This is a genomic window from Oceanospirillum multiglobuliferum (assembly GCF_900167095.1).
GTDB lineage: Bacteria > Pseudomonadota > Gammaproteobacteria > Pseudomonadales > Halomonadaceae > Oceanospirillum > Oceanospirillum multiglobuliferum.
On record NZ_FUXG01000023.1, the window covers coordinates 1 to 23,306 of the forward strand.

Here is a 23,306-nt window from a genome sequence, read left to right on the forward strand (position 1 = left end):
GAATTGATTCGAGTTTGCTTACCTTGATAATCTTGTGACTTTCCAAGACCATCGAAGCAAGCGCCCACACGAATTATCTGATTGAATTTTTAAAGAGCAATTTAGTTAATCGAAGGAGAGACAGAATCTCGATCACTTCGCTCAACTGAGGCTGCGTATTCTACAGAACCGAACCTCGTATTGTCAACCACTTTTTTCAACTTTCTTTTCAGTGCCGATCAACTCAGAAAACCGAACCAATCAAATATCGCACTCAAAAACATCAGTATAAACAAGCACTTAACACTTCCAATCAAGCCTTGCCTGACTAGAGAGCGCGTATTATACGCAGCAGAATGCATTACGCAACTGTTTTTTTGAAAAAAGATAATAAAGCGTAAAAATAAGAGTAGAAGTGGCGAAGACGAGCAGTATTACAGGGTTTTAATACACAAAAGCCCGCTAAACAGCAGGCTTTGTGGGTGTGTTAAGACTTAACTAGCGCTGAGCATAAGCATCTAACAATGTTTCTTGAGCACTAACCTCATCAGTCCCTTCTGCCTGAGTTACTGCAGAGTAGCTACCATCGGTTTGCAGCACCCAGCTTTGGCAATTATCCAAAAGATAGGTCTCAAGGTCATTTTTAACCCTTTGCGCCAACTTTTTAGCATTAATAGGGAAGCAAGTTTCAACTCGCTTGAACAGATTACGCTCCATCAGATCTGCACTTGCGCAGTAGATCTCTTCATTACCGCCATTCTGGAAGTAATAAACCCTTGTATGTTCGAGGAAACGCCCGACAACTGAGCGAACGGTGATGTTTTCAGATACATCTTTCACTCCCGCTCTTAAGCAGCACATACCGCGAACAATCAAATTCACTTCAACACCTGCTTGCGAGGCTTTATAGAGTGCTTTGATAATTTTAGGCTCGGTTAAAGAGTTACACTTAAATATCAAGCGAGCAGGTTTTCCTTTTGCGGCCAACTCTGCCTCTCGTTCAATTTTCTCAATTAGGCTTTTGTGCAATGTAAACGGTGCGTGCAACAACTGCTTCATATTAAGGGTTTTACCCATACCCGAAAGCTGCATAAAAACCTTATGTACATCTTCACAAAGTGCTGGATCACTGGTTAGCAAGCTGTAGTCAGTATAGAGCTTCGCCGTTTTAGCGTGATAGTTACCCGTTCCTAAGTGTGCGTAATAACGAATCTTTGTGCCTTCTCGGCGTACTATGTGCATCATTTTGGCGTGAGTTTTATAAGCCACAACACCATAAATCACTACTGCACCTGCCTCTTGCAATCTGCTAGCAAGTTGCAGGTTATCTGCTTCATCAAAGCGAGCACGCAGCTCAATCACTACGGTCACTTCTTTGTTATTACGCGCAGCCTCGACTAAGGCATTTACGATTTCTGAATCTGCACCTGTACGGTATAACGTTTGCTTAATGGCTAACACTTGTGGGTCACGAGCCGCTTCACGCAAAAGATCTTCAATTGGGGTAAAAGATTCAAATGGATGCTGAAGTAAGATGTCATTCTGTTGCATCGCTTCAAAAATACTATTCCCACGACGCAGCGGTTTTGAAGTACCCGGTGTAAAGGGTGGGTATAATAAATTTGGACGATTTAACTCTCCCATCACTGCCATTAAGCGATTCAGGTTTACAGGCCCTTCTACTTTGTAGAGCTCCTGATCGGTTAAGTTGAACTGCTTTAATAGAACATCAATTAGCTCTTGCGGGCAGGTATCAACCACTTCTAATCGAACCGCATCACCATAGCGACGGGATAACAGCTCACCACGTAGAGCGCTGGCAAGATCACTCACTTCCTCAGGATCTACAATCAAATCTGCATTTCGAGTTAAGCGGAACTGATAGCAGCCCTTAACTTGCATACCTGGGAAAAGTTTATCGGCATGCGCATGGATCATCGAAGATAGGAAGACGAAATTATCCCCCACATCACTGATTTCATCTGGAACTCTAATGAGACGCGGCAATGAGCGTGGCGCAGGAATAATTGCCAAACCACCTTCGCGACCAAAGGCATCTTTACCCTCTAGTGAAACAATAAAGTTCAGGCTTTTATTCACTAGCCGCGGAAATGGATGAGATGGATCTAAGCCAATAGGACTGATCACAGGCTGAATCTGGTCTCGGAAGTAATCAAATACCCAGTCAGACTGCTCTTTACTCCAGTTTTGCCGACGTAAGAATCGAATGTTTTCTTCTTCTAATGCAGGAATCAGCACATCATTCAGAATGCGGTACTGGCGTTCTATCTCTACATGACAGATATCACTAATGCGTCTTAACAGCTCTTGGGGCATTAAACCGTCAATATCGCTAGTTTCACGACTGAAGGCAATTTGGCGCTTAAGACCTGCTACACGAATTTCAAAAAACTCATCCAAGTTACTACTAAAAATCAATAGAAATATCAGTCGATTAAGCAGTGGATGAGAGACATCTAGCGCCTGTTCTAGTACTCGAATATTAAACTGTAGGTGGCTTAACTCACGATTAATATACAGCTCAGGGCTGTCTAGATTAATCTCGCTATCAAGCTCACTGGCTGTTTTACCTCGCGTACCGCTGTCTGAGCGATTCACCCGTAAAATCGGGCGAGCTGCACCATCTTGCAGCCCAGTATCCTCTTGGCTTATTTCAGGTGACGTCGTTTGATTTGTCTGATCCATTTATCATCCTCCACTTGTTATTCATATCGCCACCTGAACAAACAGGTTATTGTATTAACCATGTATACCTATCTTTGCATTATCAACGCTGTAACAAAATGGCGGCACGTTTTGCAAAGTAAGTCAGAATGCCATCGGCACCCGCACGTTTAATACACATTAGCGACTCTAATGTAACTGCTTCTTCTGATAACCAACCATTTTGGAACGCAGCCATATGCATGGCATATTCACCACTGACCTGATAAACAAAGGTTGGCACTTTTAATTCATGTTTCACACGATAAACGATATCCAAGTACGGCATACCGGGCTTAACCATTACCATGTCGGCACCTTCAGCTAGATCCATTGCCACTTCATGCAATGCTTCATCCGAATTAGCGGGGTCCATTTGATAGCTGAATTTATTGCCTTTACCCAAATTACCTGCCGAGCCAACAGCATCACGGAATGGCCCGTAGTAGCTAGAAGCGTACTTTGCTGAATAGGCTAAGATCCGAGTATTCACTAAATTTTCTTGTTCGAGCACTCGACGAATTGAGCCGATGCGGCCATCCATCATGTCAGATGGCGCAACAATATCTGCACCCGCCTCCGCGTGTGAAAGAGCCTGCTTAACTAGCGTATCCACAGTACGATCATTTAGCACATACCCCTGTGCATCAATGAGACCATCCTGCCCATGAATAGTATAAGGATCTAGAGCAACGTCAGTTATAATACCCAGCTCTGGGCTTTGATCTTTTAGTGCTTTTACCGTGCGTTGTACTAAGCCGTTGGCGTTATAAGACTCTTCAGCGAATTCTGTTTTCACGTCTTGAGACAGAACTGGAAATAGCGCAATGGCAGGAATGCCCAGTGCTACCAGCTCTTTGGCCTCTTTTAATAGCAGATCCAGACTCATGCGCTCAACCCCAGGCATTGACGGGATTGACTCACGACGATTTTCACCCTCTAAAATAAAAACAGGGTAGATAAGATCATCAACACTCAGTGTGTTTTCGCGCATTAAGCGACGAGAAAAATCATCAGCCCGCATACGACGCATACGTGTTGCAGGAAATTGACGTTGGCTTGAGTTGAACACTATCGCTGGCACTCCAAGATAAAAGGAGAATCACCTGCCCCTATGAAGTATCAATCAGATTTATGACATTAATATTTCATAGAGACAGAGTTCTTATAAATCAATTCACTAGCATAATGGTTAAAGGCAGGCTGAAGAAAAGCAAGTCTAGATAACAGGCTCTACAACAGACTTTCACCAAGGCTAGGGTTACACTCTATTTGACACTATTGATAAAGTTGTTTCACTCACCAAATGCAGGTAGACCATGACTGAAACCAGTATCAGATTGAGCATTTTTATTGCGTTACTGATTATACTCGCTATTGCACAATGGCGCTTCCCTAGACGCTCCCCTTTACAATCCGTTGCAAAACGTTGGCTGACAAACTTTTCTCTCGTTGTTGTCGATACGTTGGTTGTACGCTTCCTTTTAGGTTCTCTACTACCTGTCTCTATTGCTTTTTGGGCAGAAGAGCACAGCATAGGGTTACTCAATCTTTGGTCTATTCCAAATGGTATCTCGGTTGTACTGAGCATTATCGCTTTAGATGGCTTAATCTATTGGCAGCATCGACTATTTCATCAGTCATCTTGGCTGTGGCGATTACATCGCATACACCACTACGACCAAGATTATGATTTATCCACAGCCTTACGTTTTCACCCTATTGAAATCATATTCTCTGTATTCATAAAAAATATTGCGATAGTACTGTTAGGCACTCCTGCAATTGCAGTATTGATATTTGAGGCGCTTCTAAATGGTATGGCACTGTTCAATCACGCCAATATTGCATTGCCAATCAAGTTAGATCAGAAACTACGTTTATTGTTTGTCACCCCAGATATGCATCGAGTACATCATTCAACAGAAACCAATGAGATGCACCAAAACTTTGGGTTTAATCTCAGCATCTGGGATCGTTTATTTCACAGTTATGTGGCTCAGCCAAAACTAGACCATACTGAAATGAACATTGGTCAACCTGAGTCGCCCACTTTGCCCACTAATAATTTAGGTTGGCTACTATGGGGTGCTCTAAAGCAGCCAGTTCATCGTGCAGCAAACCAGCAAAAAAATAAGCAACGTGAATAAATTGAATACCAACTCAGGCTAACCTCTAATCACCTATTCTAAACATTGGCTCAAATGTATTTGGAGAACATCATGCAGAATAAAAAAGTTGCCGTTGTATTATCTGGTTGTGGCGTTTTTGATGGTACAGAGATTTTCGAAGCCACACTTACACTACTAAGACTCGATCAACTTAATTGTAATGTGCAATGTTTTGCACCTGACATAATGCAGCACCATGTTTTAGATCATCGTACGGGTGACTTAATGCCAGAGCAGCGTAATGTGCTTACTGAAGCTGCACGTATCAATCGCGGAAATGTTCATGCACTAGCCGAGGCTAACGCAAATGATTTCGACGCACTGATTATTCCCGGTGGGTTTGGTGTGGCAAAAAACCTTTCAACCTTTGCCTTCTCCGGCACAGATTGCGAGGTTAACGCTGAATTTAGCCGCCTAGTACAACAGTTTCATCAGCAGAAAAAACCTATTGGTATGATCTGCATTGCACCGACTTTACTGCCTAAGATATTAGGTCCTGGGGTTAGTTGTACTATTGGTCATGATGCCGCAACAGCAGGGAAAATTGATGAAATGGGTGGTCTCCATATCGGTTGTGATGTCGATAATATCGTTATCGACTACGAGCACAAAGTCATCACTACACCAGCTTATATGGAAGCAACAAGAATATCAGAAGCGGCTGTAGGCATATCCAAGCTTGTGGATAAGGTCATTGATCTGAGTTGAGTGTAACAGCACAGAAGGATTATAAGGCAAGTGGATTAAGCCACTCTAAGTTGCACCACCATCCTTTCAGCAAAAGGATGGTGGTATGTCATGTTGCTAAATTCTGTTCTTTTTACCCATTTGCAATGCATTAATTCCCCACAATATTGCGGGGTTCACAGCGACTTTATCCTTTTCAGAGCAGGTGGCTCGAATCGAAAATTCTTCAGACTCTGTATTACGCCTACGCGGACTTAAAAACACATTACCATCTGGCTTACGCACACTGGCAACCAATGGCTGTTTTGGACTTTCTGTGCGACCTACCACTACGGCTAATTCACCATTCTGTAGCTTGACGTAAACACCTGGTGGATAGAGGCCAAGTTCATGTACAAAAACTGTCGTTAAGCGTTCATCTACAGTACGTCCACGCTGAACAAAAAGTTCTCTTAGCGTTTCTTTATATGAAACTGGCTGCCGATAAGGGCGAGGCGTCACCATCGCACAGTAAACATCTGCCAATGCAATAATTTTAGCCTCTATAGGTAACGCTTCTGCTTTTAAACGCTTAGGATAACCACTACCGTCTGGGCGCTCATGGTGCTTACGCACAAGCATTAACCACAATTCATCAACCACACCTGCTGCTTGCAATATAGCCGCACTGATATCGGGGTGTTTTTCGATTACACCTCTTTGCTGATCGTTTAGAGGCTGCCTTTGCTGGTGTAGCTTCACCTGATAGGAGTTCATCGCAATATTGCAAGTTAACGCTGCAGCTAACATCGACAAGCGTTGCTCTTGCTCTAGGCCTAGCCGATTGGCAATAATTTCACATAGCACAGCAGACTGTACTGGGTGTAATACATGATAAGGGAAGTTATCTTGAAGATGCACCGCCCCTATCATCGCATCTGCATCATGCGCTACTAAACCTTGCAGGTAGACCACTATATCCATAATCCGCTTATGAATAAGATCTTGTTGCAGGTCTTTCTTTTTTTCTAAAAGCTGAAAGAGTTCCGACAAACGTAGGCAAATATCATCAAACTCAGCAAAAGGGTTCACTGGCCGATTAAATATAATCGGCTTAAGTTTGCCCTCTTTTTCAGACTCATCATCCACTGTTTCTTGGGCGTACAAGCCCACACGAATCAGAATATCGCGCTGACGTTCGGTACGAATAATCGAACCCTTAGCCATTAGCAGTTTGCCAAACTCATCATAAACAGGCCAAGGTACTGGCTCATTAATTTTTAAGTCGACAGGAGCAATTGAGCTAAGCTCAAAATCTTTCATGATCATCGGGTGTTACCTTAAAGCACATTCCTGCACTCAAAACCGCTCATTGCGATAGATCTGATCGATATAATCGCCGCCACAACGCAGTTCACTGAACCAACCTAAAAAACGCTCAACTTGATCCTCAGGGAAAATAGCACCATGCTGCGGCACAATCATTTTCACCTTGAGCTTACGAATCAGGTTGACCCACTTGGCACAAACTTGATTGCTATGCATGTAGCGCTTATGAAAGCCTTCCATGTACTGCAGATGCTCATCAAAATCATCCACAAACATATAACGCTTATTGGGAGGAAAAATCGCCGCACCAATATCACCTGAGAACAAAATACCAGAGCGACTATCATACAAACTGAAGTTGCCTTCACTGTGTAGAAAATGCGCCGGAATCAAAGCGATATAGTCACCGCTATCCAAAGTGATTCGGCCACCGTTATCTGGTACAGCCATCACTCGGTCGATATCCTCCATACCGAAGTGAGAGACAAAATGTAGCCACAATCTAGATATTAGAAGATCCGCGTCTGTTGTTTTCATCCAATATGGAATTGAAGAGCACACATCAGGATCCTGATGGGTGGCAAACAGATAACGAATCTGCCTTGGATTGATGACGCGCATAATGTTTTCTAATACATGGTGGAAAACATAAGTACCGCCCGGATCAAAAAAATACCCTTTGTCTTGATTCACAACTAAGCATTGATTAGTTTGCACAAAGGCGTCTGAACCTTCCTGTTCTTCCCAGCCAAACCAAACCACCTGATGCTCGTCATCCTCATAGAGAATTTTGCTCTCATCAACTCGTGTAATTTTCTGATCCATTGCCCACCTCTTCTTATTGTGATGTCTTAGGCAAGTGCGTTGTCATAGATCTGGTCCAGCAGATCCGTCCCACACTCCAGCTGTTCTAACCATGCAAAAAACTGTGGCACCATCTCTTTCGGAATAATGGCACCGTGCTGCGGCACTATGCTGCTGATCTCTAAATGGCGCACACTTTGAATCCAGCGCCGAAGGGCCAAGTTATTACCCATGTAACGTTTATGAAAGCCTTCCATGTAGGAGACATGAGTTTCCCAATCAGAAACCTCTAAATAACGTTCGCCCTTTGGAAATACGGCCGCCCCAATATCACCTGTGAAAAGAATTTTTGAGCGGGTGTCATAAAAACAAAAATTACCCTCACTGTGTAAAAAGTGTGCAGGTAGTAGCTTGATATACTCGTTACCATCAAGACGAATCTGTTTTCCATGATCTTCGATTGAGACTAACCGGCTGTTATCGCTAAAACCAAAGTGCGATACAAAACGAATCCATAGACGTGAAACTAGTAAACGAGCATTTGTGGACTTCAGCCACAGAGTAATAGACGACAAAACGTCAGGGTCTTGGTGAGTGGCTAAAATATAGCGAATCTGGCTCAGAGGAATATATTTGGCAACTTCTGAGGCAACTTCTGAAAAGATGTACGCTCCACCTGGATCAAATAGGTAAGCGTTATCTGCATTGATAACCAATAGTTGATTTGATTGTACCAAGGACTCGTGCTCGTGATCCTCCCAGCCAAACCAAATAACTTGGTGCTCATCGTCCTCGTAGAGAATTTTACTTTGATCAACCATGATCAAAAATATCCTTATATCCAGTCAAAATAAATATCCTTCACTAAAATCAAGCAATAGCTAAATTGCCATGCCTGAAAAACAGCTGGATTATTAAAGACTAGATATTGAGAGAATAATTTGATCTAAAACAAAAAGAGGTGTGGTATAGCAGATCTCTTACATCTTCTTTGTAAGAAGCTGTAACAAAGTTAAGTTAGAGCCTGCATAAACCCTAACTTAATCTATAAAACTTATTCGTTAGGGCTTTGCTCTGCGTCACGAGAATCGGGCGAACCTTTTTTTACAAATCGCCCCATGATAATACCCAGCTCATATAGTAGCCACATAGGTAGCGCTAATAAGGTCTGTGAAATCACATCAGGAGGCGTCAGTAACATGCCAATGACAAAACAGAATATCACCACATAGGGGCGCTTCTCTGACAGAGACTCGACCGATGCAATACCTGTCCAAATCAAAATAAAAGTTGCAACCGGAATTTCAAAAGCGACGCCAAAAGCAAAGAAAAGCTTCAAAACGAAATTAAGGTAGGAGTTAATATCCGTCATGATGGCCACATCAATGGGGCCTGCCGAAGTAAAGAACGCGAAGATAATTGGAAACACTACATAGTAGGCAAAAACTGCTCCTGCATAAAACAACACCACACTAGAAGCCAGCAGTGGTAACGCGATTTTTTTCTCATTTTGATATAAGCCTGGTGCGATAAAGCTCCAGACTTGATACAGCAGATAAGGCACCGCCGCAAAAATAGAGACCACCAACGTCAGCTTAAAGGGTGCTAAAAACGGAGAGGCAACTTCTGTTGCAATCATCTGCGTACCTTCTGGTAATAAGGTACGTAGTGGCTCAGAAACGATCATATAAAGATCATTCGAGAAATAGTACAAACCCAGAAAGATGGCTAAGATTACTAGCACTGAGCGCAGTAAGCGCGTGCGTAGCTCTATCAGGTGCTCAATTAGGGGCGCGTGCTTACCTTCCTCTAACTCTGGAGGCGGTAACTGAGGTTGTTCAGTTTGGCTCATGTTCAGCTTTTACGCTCCGGCTCAGTACTGCCATAAGGCGAGTCGTCTGCTTTGGAAGGGGAAGAATTTACACTTTGTGCAAGAGCTTCAGTACTAGTCTCTGAAGCAATTTCAACAGAACCATTATGATTGGTTGTGGGCGCATCAGAGTTCGGGCCGTTAGTTTTAGCTGCAGCAATACTTTCATCTGAGCGATCAGGCTGAGTTAATAGCGCCTCTTGTTGGCGCAAAGTGTCTTCTAACTTACGGCGGTTTTCATCCAACTGCCGCTGCATCTCTTCCATGTGCAACTGTTGATTAATTTCTTGCTGAATACTGCCCACGCTCTGTTTGATACGGCCAACCCACATCCCTGCAGTTCGAGCAGCTTTAGGCAGACGCTCAGGCCCAAGCACTAACAGCGCCAAAATACCAATTACCACTAACTCAAAAAAGCCAATATCAAACATCGCCTGCGCTCATCAAAAATACTAGTTCAAAAACCCTTCAGAATTTATGGCTTCTGTTGAGTTTTCTCAGCGGTGCTATCGATCACTTGATCTGATTCTTTCTTCTCGATGCTGGCCTTTTCTACACCTTCATCTTTCTTTTCAGGGTTACTCACGGCTTCTTTAAAGCCCTTTACCGCACCACCTAAATCACTGCCTACATTACGCAGTTTTTTAGTGCCAAAAATCAGAATGATGATGCCAAGAACAATCAACAACTGCCAAATACTGATGCCACCTAACATAAATAGTCTCCCATGATTGAATAGGGTTTAGCGCTGAATTAGCGTCTACTTTCTTGAGGCTTTTTCTTCTAAGCCAGATAAACCAAAACGACGAGATAGCTCATCTAAAACAGCCTGAGGCTGTACACCTAAATGAGATAGCGCGACTAAGCTGTGAAACCATAAATCAGCAGTTTCGTATACTAAGTCATCACAATTACCACTGTTTTGTGCATCTTTGGCTGCGATAATTGTTTCCGTCGCCTCTTCACCGACTTTTTCCAGAATTTTGTTCAGGCCTTTATGATGCAGTTGTGCTACATAAGAAGACTCAGGGTCAGCATTACGACGCTGTTCCAGAATTTGACCTAGCTGTTGCAACACATCACTCATCCATCACCAACCTTTTGTTAACACTTTGTTTTGAAAAACCTTAGGGTCACAAGGTAGCCAAGCATAAAGTAATTTTATGCCAGAAACCACGTTTAACGACGTGCTAAAAGTAGCACGCCAGCCGCCAACAGCCACTGTGCAGAAGTTGGTAATTCTAGCAACCATTGCCAACCATCAGAAGCGGCAAGAATCGCTGCTAAAATTAAAAACCAACCTAAAGAAACTGAACCAAAACGCCGCTTACGCTCACCACTTTCAACCAAACGTGTCAGCAGAGCCTCTTGTTTGATTTGACGACGCTCAGTACGCTGACTTTGCTCCAGTGCGTTGTACACCAAATTCGGTAGTTCCGGAAGTTGCTCCATCCAATTAGGAAATTGAGTACGGATATTTTTCCAAACGCCTTTTGGCCCCATACGCTGTTTAACCCATGACTCTAAAAAGGGTTTGGCAGTGGTCCAAAGATCCAAATCAGGGTAAAGCTGGCGACCTAGCCCCTCAATATTCAGTAAGGTTTTCTGCAACAAGACCAGTTGAGGTTGCACCTCCATATTGAAACGACGGGCGGTTTGAAAAAGCCCCAGCAGAACCTGACCAAATGAGATCTCTTTTAGCGGCTTCTCAAAAATAGGCTCGCAGACAGCACGAATGGCCGTAGCAAATTCGTTAACTTTTGTCCCTTCGCCCACCCAACCCGATTCAATATGCAGACGCGCAACTTCGTTATAATCTTGGCGGAAAAAAGCCAATAAATTACGTGCCAAATATTGCTGATCTTCCTCTGACAAGCTGCCCACGATCCCACAATCAATACCGATATACTGTGGATCATGGGGATGTTCGAAAGAGATAAAAATATTACCTGGGTGCATATCCGCATGGAAAAAATTATCGCGAAACACTTGGGTAAAAAACACCTCTACCCCACGTTCCGCCAACTTTTTCATATTGATACCATGCTCGATTAAACGGTCTACCTCAGCCACTGGTATACCATAGATGCGCTCTTGCACCATCACGCTACGACGAGTGTAATTCCAGTAAACCTGTGGCACGTACAGTGCTGGTGAACCCTCAAAGTTTCGACGGAGCTGCGAGGTATTGGCGGCCTCTTTTTGCAAGTCTAACTCGTCAAATAAAGTAACTTCGTAATCTGCAACAATGGCGACAGGGTGCAAGCGTTGCGCATCAGGCACCCAACGGTTCAGCAGGTGCGCCAAGGTATAAAGCAGCTTGATGTCTTTGCGCAGTACCTTTTTGATGCCGGGACGAATCACTTTTACGACTACTTTTTCACCCGTTTTCAGCTCTGCCGCATGTACCTGTGCAATAGAGGCAGATGCCATTGGCTCACGTTCAAAAAGTTTGAATAGCTCATCAACAGGCTGGCCTAACGCCGTTTCAATCTCTTTTACAGCAAGATGACTAGGAAAAGGCGGCACTTGATCTTGTAGCTTTTTCAACTCATCGGCGATGTCATCAGGCAGCAAGTCACGACGAGTGGATAGCATCTGACCAAATTTGATAAAAATTGGCCCTAGCTCTTCTAAAGCTAAACGCAGACGCTCCCCACGGCTCTTAGCACCTATAGGGATCAAATTCAAAGGCGAATAGCGCAGTAGAAAGGCCGCAAGCCAAGGCAGACGTTCAAGTGGAATCAAACTGTCCAGACGGTAACGGCTGAATACAAACAAAATTCTAAGCAGGCGACGCAGACGGGACACGATGACTCCGAAACTTATCTTGTTGAATCCTGAGTGCGCAAGGATTCAAGTTGGGATTGCAAACGCTGTACACGGGCTTCTAAGCGCTCAGTGGATTGGCGCAAGCCATTGATATTATTACAATAGTAATGAAGCTCATGACGACTAGGCAGCACAGATAGCTCATATTGCAAATACTCTTGCCAATCAGCTTGGCTAGTGCCAAGTGCTTGTTGACGCCATGTCTGTAATGCCTTCAAGGGCGCTAATAATAGTGCCGTAGGCACTGTACCTAAGCCTGACTCCAGTAGCCTAGACCAGTCTAAATCAATTGTTTTTAATATTGTTTGTAAACGCTGTACAAGCTGCGTATCACCACTGAGCTGAAGCTGGCCTTGGAAAAGCAGCCTTTCTTGCTCGGCTCCTGCGAGCATAAAGCGTCGGAACTGGGCGCTTGTACCACAAATTTCTGCATCAACATCAAGCGCTGGAATACTCTCATCCCAACACTCTTTTTCTAAGGACAAGCCTTGAACAGAAGGCCAAACTAAACAGCTAAAAGCAGGCTCAGTACATCGAATACGCAGTACTTTACCCTGCAACTGTTGCAGTTGGGTTTGTGCACCAACATCTTGAGCAATCAGGCCATTCATCGTGACCTGTGCGAACTCTAGTACGCCATGCCACAACATTTAAAGCTTAATGCCTCTGTGCAGAGCCACTACACCACTGGTCATATTGTGATATTCAACACGAGACAAACCAGCGGCCTCCATCATGCCTTTCAAAGTTTCTTGATCAGGATGCATACGAATGGACTCTGCAAGATAACGATAGCTTTCAGAATCGTTGGTCACCAACTTACCCATAAATGGTAAGGCCGTGAATGAGTAAGTATCGTAAATTTTGCTCATGACGGGATTGGTTGGTTTAGAGAACTCTAGCACCAACAAGCGTCCACCCGGCTTAAGAATACGCGCCATAGAACGTAACGCCATATCTTTGTCGGTGACATTACGCAGACCAAACGCAATGGTAATACAATCGAAGGTATTGTCAGGAAAAGGTAGGCACTCTGCATTGGCTTGAACAAATTCAACATTACCGCTACAGCCTTTATCCAGCAGCTTATCACGACCTACTTTCAGCATGGAGTCGTTGATATCCGCCAAAACTACGCGACCCTCTTTACCCACAAGACGCGAGAATTTTAGCGTTAAATCCCCTGTACCACCTGCAATATCCAGCACTTGATGGCCTTGACGCACACCACTCATTTCAATGGTCATGCGTTTCCATAGACGGTGAATCCCCATAGACATCAAGTCATTCATCAGATCATATTTAGCTGCAACTGAGTGGAATACTTCAGCCACTTTTCCAGCTTTTTCATCTACCGCAACTTGCTGATAGCCAAAATGCGTAGTTTGTTTTTCATTACCTGAATCTGACATGATGAGACCTTCACTAACAAAATTGCGTCATTGTAAACCGACAAGGCGCTTTTGTCTTTGTCAGCGCAAGGTGGATTATCAATGGCTTATAACTGTTTGATTGAAATCAGCTTTGGTTCTCGACTGGCGTTCGCTTCCGCCAAACGTTTTAAATACCCTTGCCAAAATACCTCTTTATGGCGACCTATTTCGTAAAGATAGTCCCAAGAGTACAGGCCGGAGTCATGGCCATCATCAAAGATGATTTTGATGGCGTAACTACCTGCAGGCAGAATATTCTGAATGGCGACATATTTTTTGCCGACCTGCAAAACTTCAGAACCTTCACCGTGGCCTTTCACCTCAGCAGAAGGAGAGTAAACCCGCAAAAATTCTGCCTCTAACTCGTATACCGTACCATCAGCATAAGTCAGCGCTAATAGATTAGATTTTTTGCGGTATTTAATATCAGTAGGTACAAGCTGCGGTGCATCAGATGGTGTTGTTTGAGGGGTGTCTTGAGACATAAAAGCCTCCACAAAACTGTGAAAAAGTTGAATACCCGCAAAAACAAGATGGGCGGAAAATCCGCCCATCTGTTCGCAACGGAGAAACTGGCTGTTTTATAGAATAAAGCGACTTAGATCTTCATCACGCGCTAGATCATTCAATTGGCCATCAACATAAGCCGCATCAATGGTAATTTTATCTGTTAGATCACTGGCCTCGAAAGAGATGCTCTCTAACAAACGCTCCATCACCGTATGCAAACGACGGGCACCGATATTTTCTGTGCCTTCGTTAACCTGCCATGCAATTTCAGCCAGACGGTTAATGCCGTCTTCTGTGAATTCAATATCTAAACCTTCAGTGGCTAACAACGCCTTGTATTGAATGGTCAGTGCAGCATCAGGCTCTGTCAAAATGCGTTTAAAATCATCAGGTGTTAAGGCGTTTAGCTCAACACGGATTGGCAAACGACCTTGTAGCTCAGGAATCAAGTCAGAAGGTTTGCTCAAGTGGAAAGCACCTGAGGCAATAAACAAGATGTGATCAGTTTTCACCATACCGTGTTTAGTTGAAACTGTGCTACCTTCGATTAAAGGTAGCAGGTCACGCTGTACACCTTCACGCGAAACATCGGCACCACTACCAGATTCACCACGCTTGGCCACTTTGTCGATCTCATCAATAAAGACGATACCATTTTGCTCAACCGCATCAATCACTGAGCCTTTTAGTTCATCCTCATTTACCAACTTAGAAGCTTCTTCATCAGTCGCTTGGCGCAGTGCGTCTTTTACTTTCATCTTGCGCGTTTTAGTGCGCTCGTTAGACAAATTCGAGAACATACTTTGCAACTGACTGGTCATCTCTTCCATGCCTGGGGGCGCCATAATTTCAACACCCACATTTGGCGCAGCGACATTGATTTCAATCTCTTTGTCGTCTAGCTCACCTTCACGCAATTTTTTGCGGAACACTTGGCGAGTGCTTGAGTCTGCACGAGCAGGTTCCTCATTAAAACCTGCACGCGGCGGTGGCAGTAATGCGTCTAAAATACGCTCTTCAGCCGCTTCTTCTGCACGGTGGCGCACAGACTTAACTGCTTGCTCACGTAGCATTTTCATCGCCATGTCGGTCAAATCGCGGATAATGGTTTCCACATCACGCCCCACATAACCCACTTCAGTGAACTTAGTGGCTTCAACTTTGATAAAAGGCGCATTTGCCAGCTTGGCTAAACGACGAGCAATTTCTGTTTTACCCACACCAGTTGGGCCAATCATCAAAATATTTTTTGGTGTTACTTCCGCTCGTAATTCAGCAGGTAACTGCATTCTGCGCCAGCGATTACGTAAGGCAATGGCAACCGAGCGTTTTGCACCCGCTTGACCCACAATATAACGATCTAATTCAGATACAATCTCACGCGGTGTCATTTGTGACATAGTTTTATCTCTATAATCTGGGCAATCTTGATAAAGCGTTTGTGGTAATCAAATTAAATTCAAGCTTAATTTAGTAAAACGACTTACCAGTTCAATTCTTCAATAGTTGGCGTGTGATTGGTAAATACACAAATATCACCCGCCATTGCCAAACTTTTCTCTACAATCTCTTTGGCTGACATATCGGTATTTTCATGCAAAGCACGAGCAGCAGCTAAAGCATAGTTACCGCCAGAACCGATTGCGACCACACCATGCTCGGGCTCTACAACGTCACCCGTACCTGAGATCACTAAAGAAGCCGTTTTATCAGCTACTACCAACATCGCTTCTAAACGACGCAGTGCACGGTCAGTACGCCAATCTTTTGCCATTTCTACAGCTGCCCGCACCAGTTGGCCTTGGTGTTTTTCTAGCTGTGCTTCAAAACGCTCAAACAAGGTAAAAGCATCCGCTGTACCGCCTGCAAAGCCCGCTATCACTTGATTACGATATAAACGGCGTACTTTACGGGCATTACCTTTCATCACGGTATTACCTAAAGAAACCTGTCCATCACCACCTAATACAACTTGATTATCGCGACGCACAGCAACAATGGTAGTCATCTTTTACTCCAGTATGGACAACAAACACTAAGGTTTGTTGTCTCTAAATCTCTTCACAGATAACGGGTAGAACCACCCCAAAAATAAGAAAATGGTGGCGTTTACAAGGAATTCAAGCATTAGGATAGATTTATTGCCAAAGAGTACCGAGGGCAACTGCAAAATATTAAGGAAAATACGACTGTCAAAAAAATAGCCCCATAAGAGGCTATTTTTTAGAATTTACTTAGGCAACCTAATCAAGAGTGACTGAATATTTTGCTTCGCCATCTGATCTTGCGCTTTATTCAATTTACGTCGATCTTGAAATGGCCCAATACGCACACGATGCCACTCAGTACCAGTCTCTGCTGTAATAGAGGAGATTTGCGAGGTAAAGCCCATCTCCTTTAGCTTAGCCACAAACTGGTCTGCTTCAGCTTTAGTCTTAAAGGAGCCAACTTGTAGCATATATTCCGGCAGGCTTTCATCATCACGCGGCGTTGACTTGTACTCTTCTACCTTATCCATGGTGACCTCTTGCTCTGGCAAGAGGTTGTAAAAATCATAGCGTTTACGATCAGAATCAGATTCTTCTGCCGGTGTAGCTGCTACAGGCTCGACTGCTTGCGGCTGAGGTCTAGCAGGCTGTATAGCCGGCAGATTTTCTACAGGTTGTGCGCTTTCACCTGTCCAGCGCGCCAAACCAAAGCCCAGCACTACGCCAAAAATCAACCAAGTCCAAGCAGGTAAAGACTTACGTTCTACTACCACAGCCTCTTTAGGTCGAGGTGACGCGCCAGCACGCACCGACGTGCCCGCCTCTGGCTTTGAGTTTGCAGCAGAGTTTCTGTTTCTATTGGCTTTGACGTAGGGCTTGCTCATTACAGTTACATCTCTTCCGGCGCTTGCACACCTAATAGACCTAGACCGTTTGCTAATACTTGACGAACAGCATCACTCAGAGTCAACCGCGCGTTACGTAACACTTCGTCTTCTTCCAACACTTTTAAGGCGTTATACCAAGTGTGAAATTCAGATGATAAGTCTTTCAGGTACAGCGCTAAGGCATGCGGCTCATAGTTTAATGCAGCGTTTTCTAAAATTTCTGGATAACGCGCCAAAGCGGTCATCAGATTTTTCTCGTAGTCACTGTCTAAGCGATCTAAGTTAGCCAAGCCCAATGCCGCATCAAACTGCCACTGATGTTCCGCAAGCTTACGCATCACACTGCACACCCTAGCGTGAGCATATTGGATGTAATACACAGGGTTGTCTTTGGATTGAGACTTGGCCAAATCTAAATCGAAATCCATATGCTGATCAGATTTACGGCTGACATAGAAGAAACGCGCAGCATCATTGCCTACTTCATCACGCAGTTCACGCAAGGTGACAAATGAACCTGAGCGCGTAGACATCTGAACACGTTCAGTACCACGATAAAGAATCGCGAACTGTACCAAACGGAAATCAAGCTTCTCTAATGGATAACCCAACGCCTGGCAAACGGCTTTCATACGTGGCAGATAACCATGGTGATCCGCCCCAAATACGTACAACACTTTGTCAAAACCGCGCTCGAACTTATTGTTCATATACGCAATATCAGAAGCAAAGTAGGTGGTCATGCCATTTTCACGGCGCACACAACGATCCTTATCATCACCAAAGGCGGTCGAACGGAACCAAAGCGCACCATCTTCTTGCTCGTAGATGTGACCCGCATCTTGTAGCAGCTTCAGCGATTTCTCAACATCACCGCCACGGGTTAACGAACGCTCTGAGAACCATTTCTGATAACGCACGCCAAATTCAGCCAAGTCATCTTCAATGTCCCAACGAATATCGTTCAATGCAATATCAAATAGGCCTTCGTAGTTCACGATACCTAATAGCGATTTTGCTTTAGCGATTAGCTCGTCAATGTGGATCTCTTTATCGCCACCTTTTGGCTCATCAGCACTCACGCCATCAAAAACGTCTTTTGCAGATTTGATCAAGGCTTGACCAAACTGATCCTGCACCTTACGTGCGATTTCGCGAATATACTCACCTTTGTAGCCGTTACTTGGGAACTCTAAACGCTCTCCCGACAACTCTAAGTAACGTAGCCACACGCTAGTCGCCAGAATATCCATCTGACGACCTGCATCATTGACGTAGTACTCACGGTAAACATCAAAACCAACAGCGGCCAATAGATCAGAAATCGTTGCACCATAGGCCGCACCGCGACCATGACCCACATGCAGTGGGCCAGTTGGGTTGGCTGATACAAACTCAACCTGCACCCGTTGTTTTGCACCTACTTGGCTTAAGCCGTAGCTTTCTTTTTGCGCCAGAATCTGACCAACCACTGCATTGATCGTTTCAGAGCTTGCGAAAAAGTTAATAAAACCAGGACCAGCAATATCAACCTGTGTCACGCTGTCGCTCTTTGGCAAAGCTTCAACCAACTTTTGCGCTAAATCGCGCGGCGCACAACGCGCCTGTTTAGCTAACATCAAAGCGATGTTGGTTGCAAAGTCACCATGCGACTTATCTTTAGTGTTTTCCACCATCACGCGAGCGGTCAGGTCAGTGGGCAACACACCCTGCTGCTTCAGTGTGTCTATGGCGACACCAATCAGTTCTGCAATATGTTCTTTCATTTCAACCTAGATCTGCTAACTAAACGAGGGGGAAGGGTTTACACCCGTTTCAAATTTATAACCCGCTATTATCGTCTTTCTGAGCCTGACTGTTAACTGCTTTTTAAAATCTACTTTTAAATCCTCAAAGCAAGCGTCAATACGCTACAACCTTACAACATCTCTTGAGGGTCAACATCCAGAGACCAGCGCACTTTTCGACTTAACTTATCTTGTTCGATATACCAGACCAGCTTTTCTAAGGCCTGATGTAAAGAGGCTCGACGGCTCGACTGAATCCAAAGTTGCATATGATAACGTCCAAAACGGCGTTCCATTGGTGCAGGCATTGGCCCTATTATCTCAAGCTCTGGCGATGCAGATAACTCAGACTCAATACTGTTTAGGGCCATGTTTAAAAACGCAGATACGTCTTCTGTTTTCGGAGCTTCTGCCCTCAATAGCGCCATATAAGAAAAAGGTGGCAATAAGCCCTCTTCACGCTGCATTAAGAGTTGGGCGGAAAACTCTGGGTATCGGTGTTCGGCCAGCAAATTCAGCAGAGGGTCTTCAGGGTGTAGAGTTTGTACAACAACTTTTCCACGTCGCTGCTCTCGACCAGCCCGTCCTGCAACCTGCGTGACCAGCTGCCCCATACGCTCTAGCCCGCGAAAATCTGAACTATAAAAACCACCGTCAGCATCCAATATCAACACTAAAGACACCGCAGGAAAATGATGCCCTTTCGCCAACATTTGAGTGCCCACTAGAATACAGGGTTGTCCGGATCGCACTGCTGTCAGTAATTTTTCCATCGAACCTTTTCGGCTGGTGCTGTCGCGGTCAACTCGATAAACAGGCCGGTCGGCAAATGCTTGTTCTAACGCTTCCTCTGTTCGCTCAGTTCCTGCCCCCATAGGGCTTAACTCAGGGTGAAAGCACTTTGGACATTGGCGCGGGATAGCTTGCACTGCATCGCAATGATGGCAGTGCAACTTGGGTGGTTCACGGTGCAACGTCATCCTAGCATCGCAGGACTGACACTCTGCCATCCAACCACATTCATGACACATTAAAGTTGGCGCAAAACCACGGCGATTGATAAATACTAAAACTTGCCCACCTGACTCTAAGTGCTCTCGCATCACGGGTAGCAGCCCCAAATCAAAGCCTTGGCGCAGTTTTTTATGCTGTACATTATGCAGATAAATTTCCGGCAAAGTTACGGCCTTACCCGCACGTTCACTCAGTTTCAACCATTTATAGCGCTGAGTTTTAGCATTGTGCAAAGTTTCCAATGCCGGAGTTGCAGAGCCAAGCACTACTGGAATATTCAGCATATTGCCGCGTACTAAAGCCAAATCACGGGCAGAATAACGAATCCCATCCCCTTGTTTATAAGAAGCGTCATGCTCTTCATCTATTACAATCAAGCCCAGATCATAAAAAGGCGTCAATACCGCTGAACGCGTACCGATCAAAATACCTGCTTTACCAGATTGCGCCAGCAACCATGCATCTAAACGTTCTTTTTCATTCAGGCTAGAGTGCAGAGTCAAAACAGGCACAGTGAAACGATGTTTAAAGCGGTCAACCGTTTGCGGAGCCAAACCTATTTCAGGCACCAGCACCAACACCTGACGCTTTTGCTTAAGAACCGCCGCGATAATTTGCAGATAAACCTCAGTTTTACCGCTCCCTGTTACCCCCTCTAACAAGAAGGTTTGATGTTGATCTAAACAGGCTTTAACAGCATCAACGGCTTGCTGCTGTTCAGAGTTAAGCGCTAGACCCACTTCAGCCAAAACGGGCTCTGAGCTATCACGCGCCAGTAGATCAACCTTTGCAGCGCCTCTTTTAGGTTGTAGCACCTTTTGAGCTAAACCTTTATCCGCTAAAGCAGTCATCTGCACTAACGTAAAGTGCAGCGCTCTTAATATAGAGGCGGGAACAGGCTGCTGATGTTTTTGCAGCTCTTTGATTAAAGCGGCTTGCTTGGTGGCATTTTTAATTTGAGATGGATCTACCTGACGACCACTTTTAGTCAGCTGCCAACACACTTCTTCCTGCAAGTGAGCAGGCACCCCTTGGCGCAATAAAGTCGGCAGCATCAAAGTCAGTACTTCACCAATAGGTGCATGATAATAACGCGCCACCCAGTTTGCTAAAGCAATTTGGTGCTCGTCCAGCAAAGGGGTATCGTCCAGTAACTCTTGCACCATTTTAAGCTTTTCAGGCGCGATATCAGGCTCAACATTACGCTGCCAAACCACCCCTACCATTTTTTGATTACGGTAGGGCACTAACACTCGCGCGCCTATGGGCAAATAATGGCGCTGTAATATCGGTGGCAAAACATAGTCAAAGCAACGCCTTAAAGGCACCGGCAATGCTACTCGAACTACGGGGAGGTCATCATCAAATAACGAGGTCATGCCTATCTCTTGCCTCAGAAAAAAACTCTGTTATTATGCTTCACCCTCTTGCTTAGGCGCTAGACTATAGCCGCCTAAAAGAGAAAACCGGTTTTCTGTTACTTTGAACGGTGCTTGGCAAGACCAAGTGGCGGTTCAACATTGATAAGGCTTCATAAAATGAAACAAGATATCCATCCGGAATATAAAGATCTGACTGCAACTTGTACTTGCGGCCACACTTTCCAACTGCGTTCAACTATGAAGAGCGAGTCTCTACACGTTGACGTATGTTCACAGTGTCACCCGTTCTACACTGGCAAGCAGAAGCAAGCGTCTACTGGCGGTCGTGTTGACAAGTTCAAACAGCGTTTTGCAAGCCGTATTGCTCGTTAATACGCAAACAACGCTCGTTAAAAAGCACCTATCTGGTGCTTTTTTTATGCCTAAAATATGACCCTATATTCAGGGTAGTCAAATTACAACATATTGATTCAAATACTATTTTTTGTCATAAAAAAGCACTTTTCTTGTAAAAAAAGTTCTTTGACTTTTGTTTAATATGCGCCTTGTTCCCCCTGTCCTTTTTCTATATGCTCTGAAGTGCTAAACCCTAACAACCGGAACATAAAAATATGTCAGAAGAATTGAAAAAAGCTGCGCTGGACTATCACGCCAATCCGATTCCGGGCAAATTAAGCGTTGAAATTACCAAGCCTGCACAAACAGCTCGCGACCTATCTTTGGCTTATAGCCCAGGTGTTGCCGAGCCTGTTCGTGAAATTGCAAGAGACCCAGAACTGGCCTACAAATACACAGGTAAAGGCAACCTAGTTGCAGTTATCTCTGATGGTACCGCTATCCTAGGACTAGGTAACTTAGGCCCATTGGCCAGTAAACCTGTTATGGAAGGCAAGAGCCTACTGTTCAAACGTTTTGCGAATATCAACTCTGTTGATATCGAAGTGAACGCAGAAAGCCCACAAGCTTTTATCGACACAGTAGCGCGTATTGCTGACACTTGGGGTGGCATTAACCTAGAAGATATTAAAGCACCTGAGTGTTTTGAAATTGAGCGTACTCTAATCGAGTTATGTGATATTCCAGTATTCCACGATGACCAACACGGTACAGCTATTGTAACAGCTGCTGGCATGTTGAATGCGTTGGAAATCCAAGGCAAAACGATCGAAACCGCTAAAATTGTTTGTCTAGGTGCTGGTGCAGCCGCTGTTGCTTGTATGAAGCTACTTGTCAGCTGTGGCGCGAAGATCGAAAACATCTACATGCTAGACCGTAAGGGTGTGATCCACTCAGGTCGTGACGATCTTAACCAGTACAAAGCGATGTTTGCGAATGATACAGACAAGCGCACACTGGACGACGCGATCGACGGCGCAGACGTATTTGTTGGTCTATCAGGCCCTAACCTACTGAGCGCAGAGCAACTGCTGAAAATGGCATCTAAGCCTGTTGTTTTCGCATGCTCAAACCCAGATCCAGAAATCAGCCCAGAACTGGCTAATGCCACTCGTGATGATTTGATTATGGCAACGGGTCGTTCTGACTATCCAAACCAGGTGAACAATGTACTGGGCTTCCCGTTCATCTTCCGTGGTGCGCTAGACGTGCGTGCACGCCGCATCAACGAAGAGATGAAATTGGCAGCAGCACACGCCATTAAAGATCTAGCAAAACTCCCAGTTACTCAGGAAGTTAAAGATGCTTACAACGGTATCGAGCTAGAATTTGGCCCTCAGTACATCATTCCAAAACCAACAGATACTCGTCTGCTGAATGCCGTAGCGTCTGCTGTTGCTAAAGCCGCCGTTGACTCTGGCGTGGCTCGTCTGCCTTACCCTGAACACTACCCACTATAAGTCAGACCGTGCTTGAGATTGTCTAACCGACAATTGTTCCGGCCATAAAAAAACGGCACCTCACAAGGGTGCCG

The 23,306-nt window shown here is 44.7% G+C and carries 22 protein-coding genes; 4 read left to right on the forward strand and 18 right to left on the reverse strand.

Going from position 1 to position 23,306, the window contains the following annotated elements:
* Positions 1 to 477 precede the first annotated feature (477 nt).
* Positions 478 to 2,685, reverse strand: coding sequence for a polyphosphate kinase 1 (gene ppk1, locus B5D26_RS13385; protein ID WP_078746231.1), 2,208 nt, complete (start codon positions 2,683 to 2,685; stop codon positions 478 to 480).
* 82 nt (positions 2,686 to 2,767) lie between these two features.
* Positions 2,768 to 3,778, reverse strand: coding sequence for a porphobilinogen synthase (gene hemB / locus B5D26_RS13390; RefSeq protein WP_407668535.1), 1,011 nt, complete (start codon positions 3,776 to 3,778; stop codon positions 2,768 to 2,770).
* Between the two features lie 244 nt (positions 3,779 to 4,022).
* Between hemB and B5D26_RS13395 the strand changes: the two genes are divergently transcribed.
* Complete coding sequence (locus B5D26_RS13395) at positions 4,023 to 4,853, forward strand: sterol desaturase family protein (protein WP_078746232.1); 831 nt, start codon at positions 4,023 to 4,025, stop codon at positions 4,851 to 4,853.
* Positions 4,854 to 4,925: 72 nt separating this feature from the next.
* Entirely contained in the window at positions 4,926 to 5,582 is a 657-nt protein-coding gene (gene elbB / locus B5D26_RS13400) for an isoprenoid biosynthesis glyoxalase ElbB (protein ID WP_078746233.1), read from the forward strand.
* Between the two features lie 96 nt (positions 5,583 to 5,678).
* Here elbB and B5D26_RS13405 read toward each other — a convergent pair whose 3' ends face one another.
* From B5D26_RS13405 to B5D26_RS13480, 16 genes are all read right to left on the reverse strand, one after another.
* Entirely contained in the window at positions 5,679 to 6,869 is a 1,191-nt protein-coding gene (locus B5D26_RS13405; RefSeq protein ID WP_078746234.1) for an HD-GYP domain-containing protein, read from the reverse strand.
* A 30-nt stretch (positions 6,870 to 6,899) separates the two neighbouring features.
* Positions 6,900 to 7,694 carry an oxygen-binding di-iron domain-containing protein gene (locus B5D26_RS13410; protein ID WP_078746235.1) on the reverse strand — a complete coding sequence of 265 codons (795 nt, stop codon included), beginning with the start codon at positions 7,692 to 7,694 and terminating at the stop codon, positions 6,900 to 6,902.
* A 26-nt stretch (positions 7,695 to 7,720) separates the two neighbouring features.
* Complete coding sequence (locus tag B5D26_RS13415) at positions 7,721 to 8,494, reverse strand: oxygen-binding di-iron domain-containing protein (protein ID WP_078746236.1); 774 nt, start codon at positions 8,492 to 8,494, stop codon at positions 7,721 to 7,723.
* Between the two features lie 233 nt (positions 8,495 to 8,727).
* Positions 8,728 to 9,525, reverse strand: coding sequence for a twin-arginine translocase subunit TatC (gene tatC / locus B5D26_RS13420; RefSeq protein ID WP_078746237.1), 798 nt, complete (start codon positions 9,523 to 9,525; stop codon positions 8,728 to 8,730).
* A 2-nt stretch (positions 9,526 to 9,527) separates the two neighbouring features.
* On the reverse strand, positions 9,528 to 9,974 hold the full coding sequence (tatB, locus tag B5D26_RS13425; RefSeq protein WP_078746238.1) for a Sec-independent protein translocase protein TatB: 447 nt from the start codon (positions 9,972 to 9,974) through the stop codon (positions 9,528 to 9,530).
* Between the two features lie 44 nt (positions 9,975 to 10,018).
* A complete protein-coding gene (gene tatA, locus B5D26_RS13430; RefSeq protein WP_078746239.1) occupies positions 10,019 to 10,258 on the reverse strand; it encodes a Sec-independent protein translocase subunit TatA in 240 nt (79 codons plus the stop codon).
* A gap of 45 nt (positions 10,259 to 10,303) precedes the next feature.
* The gene (locus B5D26_RS13435) at positions 10,304 to 10,630 is read right to left on the reverse strand and encodes a phosphoribosyl-ATP diphosphatase (protein ID WP_078746240.1); all 327 of its coding nucleotides are present in this window, start codon (positions 10,628 to 10,630) and stop codon (positions 10,304 to 10,306) included.
* Positions 10,631 to 10,722: 92 nt separating this feature from the next.
* Entirely contained in the window at positions 10,723 to 12,354 is a 1,632-nt protein-coding gene (gene ubiB / locus B5D26_RS13440) for a ubiquinone biosynthesis regulatory protein kinase UbiB (RefSeq protein WP_234985301.1), read from the reverse strand.
* A gap of 14 nt (positions 12,355 to 12,368) precedes the next feature.
* Positions 12,369 to 13,025, reverse strand: coding sequence for a ubiquinone biosynthesis accessory factor UbiJ (locus B5D26_RS13445; protein WP_078746241.1), 657 nt, complete (start codon positions 13,023 to 13,025; stop codon positions 12,369 to 12,371).
* The gene (gene ubiE, locus B5D26_RS13450) at positions 13,026 to 13,787 is read right to left on the reverse strand and encodes a bifunctional demethylmenaquinone methyltransferase/2-methoxy-6-polyprenyl-1,4-benzoquinol methylase UbiE (RefSeq protein ID WP_078746242.1); all 762 of its coding nucleotides are present in this window, start codon (positions 13,785 to 13,787) and stop codon (positions 13,026 to 13,028) included.
* Between the two features lie 86 nt (positions 13,788 to 13,873).
* On the reverse strand, positions 13,874 to 14,293 hold the full coding sequence (locus B5D26_RS13455; RefSeq protein ID WP_078746243.1) for a gamma-butyrobetaine hydroxylase family protein: 420 nt from the start codon (positions 14,291 to 14,293) through the stop codon (positions 13,874 to 13,876).
* A gap of 96 nt (positions 14,294 to 14,389) precedes the next feature.
* Positions 14,390 to 15,718 (reverse strand): HslU--HslV peptidase ATPase subunit, encoded by a 1,329-nt coding sequence (gene hslU, locus B5D26_RS13460; protein ID WP_078746244.1) that lies wholly within the window; start codon positions 15,716 to 15,718, stop codon positions 14,390 to 14,392.
* Between the two features lie 83 nt (positions 15,719 to 15,801).
* Positions 15,802 to 16,326, reverse strand: a complete 525-nt coding sequence (gene hslV / locus B5D26_RS13465) for an ATP-dependent protease subunit HslV (RefSeq protein WP_078746245.1) — start codon at positions 16,324 to 16,326, stop codon at positions 15,802 to 15,804.
* Between the two features lie 222 nt (positions 16,327 to 16,548).
* On the reverse strand, positions 16,549 to 17,190 hold the full coding sequence (locus B5D26_RS13470; RefSeq protein ID WP_078746246.1) for an SPOR domain-containing protein: 642 nt from the start codon (positions 17,188 to 17,190) through the stop codon (positions 16,549 to 16,551).
* A gap of 5 nt (positions 17,191 to 17,195) precedes the next feature.
* Complete coding sequence (argS, locus tag B5D26_RS13475) at positions 17,196 to 18,959, reverse strand: arginine--tRNA ligase (protein ID WP_078746247.1); 1,764 nt, start codon at positions 18,957 to 18,959, stop codon at positions 17,196 to 17,198.
* Positions 18,960 to 19,111: 152 nt separating this feature from the next.
* On the reverse strand, positions 19,112 to 21,373 hold the full coding sequence (locus tag B5D26_RS13480) for a primosomal protein N' (protein ID WP_078746248.1): 2,262 nt from the start codon (positions 21,371 to 21,373) through the stop codon (positions 19,112 to 19,114).
* A 159-nt stretch (positions 21,374 to 21,532) separates the two neighbouring features.
* On the opposite strand from B5D26_RS13480, the gene rpmE reads away from it, so the two are divergent.
* Positions 21,533 to 21,748 carry a 50S ribosomal protein L31 gene (gene rpmE, locus B5D26_RS13485; protein WP_078746249.1) on the forward strand — a complete coding sequence of 72 codons (216 nt, stop codon included), beginning with the start codon at positions 21,533 to 21,535 and terminating at the stop codon, positions 21,746 to 21,748.
* Between the two features lie 239 nt (positions 21,749 to 21,987).
* On the forward strand, positions 21,988 to 23,232 hold the full coding sequence (locus B5D26_RS13490; RefSeq protein WP_078746250.1) for a malic enzyme-like NAD(P)-binding protein: 1,245 nt from the start codon (positions 21,988 to 21,990) through the stop codon (positions 23,230 to 23,232).
* Positions 23,233 to 23,306 lie beyond the last annotated feature (74 nt).

Coding starts and splice junctions, on each gene's coding strand:
- B5D26_RS13445 (WP_078746241.1), bottom strand. CDS start 13,025: ATGTTGTGGCATGGCGTACTAGAGTTCGCACAGGTCACGATGAATGGC.
- tatA (WP_078746239.1), bottom strand. CDS start 10,258: ATGTTAGGTGGCATCAGTATTTGGCAGTTGTTGATTGTTCTTGGCATC.
- hslU (WP_078746244.1), bottom strand. CDS start 15,718: ATGTCACAAATGACACCGCGTGAGATTGTATCTGAATTAGATCGTTAT.
- B5D26_RS13405 (WP_078746234.1), bottom strand. CDS start 6,869: ATGATCATGAAAGATTTTGAGCTTAGCTCAATTGCTCCTGTCGACTTA.
- rpmE (WP_078746249.1), top strand. CDS start 21,533: ATGAAACAAGATATCCATCCGGAATATAAAGATCTGACTGCAACTTGT.
- B5D26_RS13410 (WP_078746235.1), bottom strand. CDS start 7,694: ATGGATCAGAAAATTACACGAGTTGATGAGAGCAAAATTCTCTATGAG.
- B5D26_RS13455 (WP_078746243.1), bottom strand. CDS start 14,293: ATGTCTCAAGACACCCCTCAAACAACACCATCTGATGCACCGCAGCTT.
- ppk1 (WP_078746231.1), bottom strand. CDS start 2,685: ATGGATCAGACAAATCAAACGACGTCACCTGAAATAAGCCAAGAGGAT.
- B5D26_RS13480 (WP_078746248.1), bottom strand. CDS start 21,373: ATGACCTCGTTATTTGATGATGACCTCCCCGTAGTTCGAGTAGCATTG.
- argS (WP_078746247.1), bottom strand. CDS start 18,959: ATGAAAGAACATATTGCAGAACTGATTGGTGTCGCCATAGACACACTG.
- ubiE (WP_078746242.1), bottom strand. CDS start 13,787: ATGTCAGATTCAGGTAATGAAAAACAAACTACGCATTTTGGCTATCAG.
- B5D26_RS13395 (WP_078746232.1), top strand. CDS start 4,023: ATGACTGAAACCAGTATCAGATTGAGCATTTTTATTGCGTTACTGATT.
- B5D26_RS13490 (WP_078746250.1), top strand. CDS start 21,988: ATGTCAGAAGAATTGAAAAAAGCTGCGCTGGACTATCACGCCAATCCG.
- tatC (WP_078746237.1), bottom strand. CDS start 9,525: ATGAGCCAAACTGAACAACCTCAGTTACCGCCTCCAGAGTTAGAGGAA.
- B5D26_RS13435 (WP_078746240.1), bottom strand. CDS start 10,630: ATGAGTGATGTGTTGCAACAGCTAGGTCAAATTCTGGAACAGCGTCGT.
- B5D26_RS13470 (WP_078746246.1), bottom strand. CDS start 17,190: ATGAGCAAGCCCTACGTCAAAGCCAATAGAAACAGAAACTCTGCTGCA.
- B5D26_RS13415 (WP_078746236.1), bottom strand. CDS start 8,494: ATGGTTGATCAAAGTAAAATTCTCTACGAGGACGATGAGCACCAAGTT.
- hslV (WP_078746245.1), bottom strand. CDS start 16,326: ATGACTACCATTGTTGCTGTGCGTCGCGATAATCAAGTTGTATTAGGT.
- elbB (WP_078746233.1), top strand. CDS start 4,926: ATGCAGAATAAAAAAGTTGCCGTTGTATTATCTGGTTGTGGCGTTTTT.
- tatB (WP_078746238.1), bottom strand. CDS start 9,974: ATGTTTGATATTGGCTTTTTTGAGTTAGTGGTAATTGGTATTTTGGCG.